Here is a 3,567-nt window from a genome sequence, read left to right on the forward strand (position 1 = left end):
AAGACCTTTGCGGGACAGGGGCTGGGCGCTGAGCGTAAAAACGAAACCTCTGTGCTGGAGCCGGTTATGACCTATCAGATTTTTCTGCCCCCGGGTACGGATATCGTGAAGGCTCTTTTGTGGCTCCGCCAGCTGGAGGAAGAGGAGCCCCAGCTTCATATTGTCTGGAAGGAAGCGCTTTCGGAGATTCATGTACAGGTTATGGGGGAGGTGCAGATGGAAATTCTCCGGCACCTGATCAAGGAGCGCTTTGGATTGGAAACGGAATTTGGTCCGGGAAGCATTGTGTACAAGGAGACCATTCTGGAGCCTGTGATAGGCATTGGTCATTTTGAGCCGCTGCGTCATTATGCAGAGGTGCATCTTTTGCTGGAGCCGGGAGAGCGGGGAAGCGGGCTGCAGTTTCTTACCGCCTGCAGCGAGGATATGCTGGATGGAAGCTGGCAGAGGCAGATACTAAGCTGTCTGGAGGAAAAGGCGCATATCGGTGTGCTGACAGGCTCGGAAATTACGGACATGCGGATTACGCTGGTGGCTGGGAGAGCCCATCAAAAGCATACGGAGGGAGGGGATTTCAGACAGGCTGCCTGCCGGGCGTTAAGGAACGGGCTGCGCAAGGCACGCTGCCTGCTGCTGGAGCCTTATTTTTCCTTTACCCTGGAGGTGCCTCTTTCGTCCCTGGGACGCGCCATGTCGGATATCCAGCGGATGAACGGCTCCTTTGAGCCCCCCGTGACAGAGGGAGAGACAGGGATTCTCACGGGCAGCGCCCCTGTGGCCTCCCTGCAGGATTATCAAAGAGAGGTAAGTGCATATACGGGAGGGAGGGGAAGGCTTTCCTGTACCTTGAAGGGCTATGAGCCCTGTCACAATCCCAAGGAGGTGATTGAGGAGCGGGGCTATGACTGCGAGGGCGATCTGGAAAACCCCACCGGCTCCGTATTCTGCGCCCATGGTGCAGGCTTTGTGGTAAGCTGGGACAAGGTGGAGGAGTATGCCCATGTGGACAGCGGCTTTCGGCTGGAAGGCCACAAGAACGGCGCAATGTACCAGGACGGTGCATCGCACGAAAACAGTGCTTTGGGGGCTGTGCCCCCAGAAAGCAGAAAAAGGGAAGAAGGCCGTGAAAAGGGCTGGATTTCCCAGGAGGAAATCGAGGAGATATTCCGTCAGACCTACGGCGCAAAAGCGGAGGATATCAACCGCTATCGCAGATATCACAGAACGGGAAGCAGGGGAGGCGCTTTTCCGGAAGGAGAGGGAAGAGGCGGGGAGTACGGCTCCCGCAAGAGCGCATCTCACGGCGCAGGCATGGGGCGAAGGAATCTGTCAGAAGAGCAGTATCTTTTGGTGGACGGCTACAACATCATATTTGCCTGGGAGGAGCTTCGCTCTCTTGCAGCCGTAAATATAGACAGCGCCAGAGACAGGCTGATGGATATTATGAGTAATTACCAGGGATACCTGGGAAATACGCTGATCTTGGTATTTGACGCTTATAAGGTGAAGGGAAATCCGGGAAAAATCCAGAAATATCATAATATTTATGTGGTCTATACCAAGGAGGCGGAGACTGCCGACCAGTATATTGAAAAGACGGTGCATGAGATAGGAAAAAAGCATCAGGTTACGGTGGCCACCTCCGATGCGCTGGAGCAGATGATCATCTGGGGAGACGGAGCCATCCGGCTGTCCGCCCAGGGACTTTTGGAGTCGGTGGAGCAGGCGGCCAGACAGCTTCGGGAACAATATATCAAAGAGGATTAGGAAAAGGGATTTCCTCCGTCTTTAAAGTACTTTATCATCTCCTGGGCAATGCTGAGACTGGAGGGAAATTCCGGAAGTTCTTCCCGGGAAAACCATCTGGCCTCGGACAGCTCGGATTCTTGAAGGGTGATGGCATCCGGCCCCTCAAGCTTCGAGAAAAAGCCGATCATCGCAGAATCGCTGAAGGACCAGGGCTGGGACTTGTAATAAACGATTTCTCCCACCAAAAGGCCGGTCTCCTCCCTGACCTCTCTGCGCACAGCCCCCTTGAAGGTTTCGCCCACCTCCACGAAGCCTGCCACCAGCGCCCAATTTTGATAAGACCCACCCGCATATTTTGTGAGAAGCAGTTTATCCTGATGGATAACGGCAGTGATGACGGCGGGGGAAATTTTAGGATATTCGATCATGCCGCACTGGGGACAAATGCAGGCTCTTTCCGTAGCGCTTGGCCTGGTGGGTGCGCCGCAGCGGCCGCAGAATTTTCTGTCTAATCGAAAACGGTTGATCTGGCAGGCGGTGATGCCGGCGAAGGCCAAGTATTCCGGCTGAAAGGTGCGGAAAACGGAAGGGGGATAGAGCTGTCCCTCCAGGGGGAGATACAGGCTTCCCTCTGCGGCGTTTAAGCGGTAAAAGGCAGTGCTGTCGATGGAGAAGAGATATTCTGCATCCAGCATCAGCCGCTCCAGGGGGTATTTCAGCTTTAACAGCTGTCTTGCTTTTTGGAAGGTGGGTAAAAACAGTCTTCCGTCCTGGTCCTTGGGAAGATAGATTTGATCTTCGTCAAAGATCAGGAGGAAATCCTCTGCCCTTGGCTCCTGGCAGCGGAATTCAGGATAATAGATGTGGGGCTCAATTTTATGTATCACGGGGCGGCCTCCTTTTATGCTTCAACTTCTGCTTTCACTATACGGGAAGGCGGCTTTTGTGTCAATTGCAAGGAGAAGCTTTTTGTGCTACAATAGGAAAAAAATTGAAATGGCGGTATGCAGATAGGAGTAACCATGCTACATGTATTGTTATCGGGAAACTATGATTCCCTTCTGGCCTTTTGTGGAATTATATTTGCTTTTGCGGCGACGGTGTTCGCAACGGCCAGGCTGAGCGCTTTTCTGCCAAAGGATGCGGGGAGGGAGTTTGCCCATGACGGGAAGCTTTCTGCGGGCAAGCCCAGGGGAGCGGGCATTATTTTTGTGCTGGCTTTTACGGCGGCGGGGCTTTTGTTTGCTCCCGTCCAGGCGGAAAATGTAATTTACCTGATATTGATCGTGATCTGCATGCTGACGGGATTTTTTGACGACGCCTCCAAAACGCCCTGGGGGGAATACAAAAAGGGATTTCTTGATTTGTGCGTGGCGGCCATGGTGGCCCTGACCTTCTTAAGATATAATTCCAATGTAGTGGAGCTTGCCCTGTTCGATATTCGGTTTACCTTGCATCCCATCGTGTTTGCGCTGCTCACGGTGGTGCTGGTATGGACATCGGTGAATGTGACAAACTGTTCCGACGGGGTGGACGGGCTTTCCGGAACCCTTACGCTGATTACGTTGATGACCATATATATCATTGACAGAATCAAGGACGCAGGCCAGGATTTTTCCTTTCTGATCCTGCTGTTTTCGGTGTGCATTTTAGGGTATCTTTGGTACAATGCTACGCCCAGCAGGCTTTTGATGGGAGATGCGGGCTCCAGGGCCATGGGACTGTTTATCAGCATTGCCATCCTAAAGACGGGCTGTCCCTTTTTGTATATTCCAGTGGCTCTTGTACTGCTTTTGGATGGAGGCCTGGGGCTTGGCA

General features: G+C 53.1%; 3 protein-coding genes. 2 read left to right on the forward strand and 1 reads right to left on the reverse strand.

The features are described from left to right. A partial coding sequence (locus AC1WIP_RS13200) for an NYN domain-containing protein (protein ID WP_481142263.1) occupies positions 1–1,767 on the forward strand: 1,767 nt, incomplete at its 5' end. Here AC1WIP_RS13200 and nudC read toward each other — a convergent pair. Continuing rightward, a complete protein-coding gene (gene nudC / locus AC1WIP_RS13205; RefSeq protein WP_481142264.1) occupies positions 1,764–2,636 on the reverse strand; it encodes an NAD(+) diphosphatase in 873 nt (290 codons plus the stop codon). The genes AC1WIP_RS13200 and nudC overlap by 4 nt on opposite strands. Positions 2,637–2,771: 135 nt before the next feature. On the opposite strand from nudC, the gene AC1WIP_RS13210 reads away from it, so the two are divergent. Continuing rightward, positions 2,772–3,567: MraY family glycosyltransferase (locus AC1WIP_RS13210; protein WP_481142265.1), on the forward strand; the 796-nt coding region annotated here is incomplete at its 3' end.

It is taken from the genome of Acetatifactor sp. (assembly GCF_982438285.1).